This window comes from Bradyrhizobium sp. 14AA, from assembly GCF_054185205.1.
Map to the genome: position 1 here is coordinate 1 of NZ_JAVAYM010000089.1, position 545 is coordinate 545.

1 protein-coding gene is annotated in these 545 nt (G+C 60.9%); it reads left to right on the top strand.

The window, feature by feature from the left end:
* Positions 1 to 60: 60 nt before the first annotated feature.
* Positions 61 to 545 (top strand): thiolase family protein (locus RAD15_RS43445; RefSeq protein ID WP_458184802.1); only part of this gene is annotated, 485 nt, incomplete at its 3' end.

Below are 545 nucleotides of genomic sequence, written 5' to 3' on the forward strand. Positions count from 1 at the left end.
GTGATCCTGGGTTGCGTGACACAGGCCGGCGAGCAGGCGTTCGCCTTCGGGCGGAATGCGGTGCTTGCCTCCAAGCTCCCGGAATCCGTTCCGGCCGTGACGATCGATCGGCAATGCGGCAGCTCGCAGCAGGCGGTGCAGTTCGCTGCGCAAGCGGTGATGTCGGGCACTCAGGATGTAGTGATAGCCGCCGGCGCGGAAAGCATGACTCGCGTTCCGATGTTCTCGAACATTTCGTTGCACCAGAAGGAAGGCATTGGAGCCGGCCCAATCAGCGACCGCATCCAGAAGCGGTTCGGCGTGGAATCCTTCAGCCAGTTCGAGGGAGCCGAGATGATCGCAAGGAAATACGGGTTTGATCGGCTGACCTTGGACCGGTTCGCGCTCGAAAGCCACCGGCGCGCGGCGGAGGCAACGAAATCCGGAGCCTTCAAGAGCGAGATCGTTCCGCTCAAGATCGAAGGGGGAGAGCACATCGTCGATGAAGGAATTCGATTCGACGCTTCGCTGGAGTCGATCGGCTCGGTCAAGCTTCTGAAGGAGAA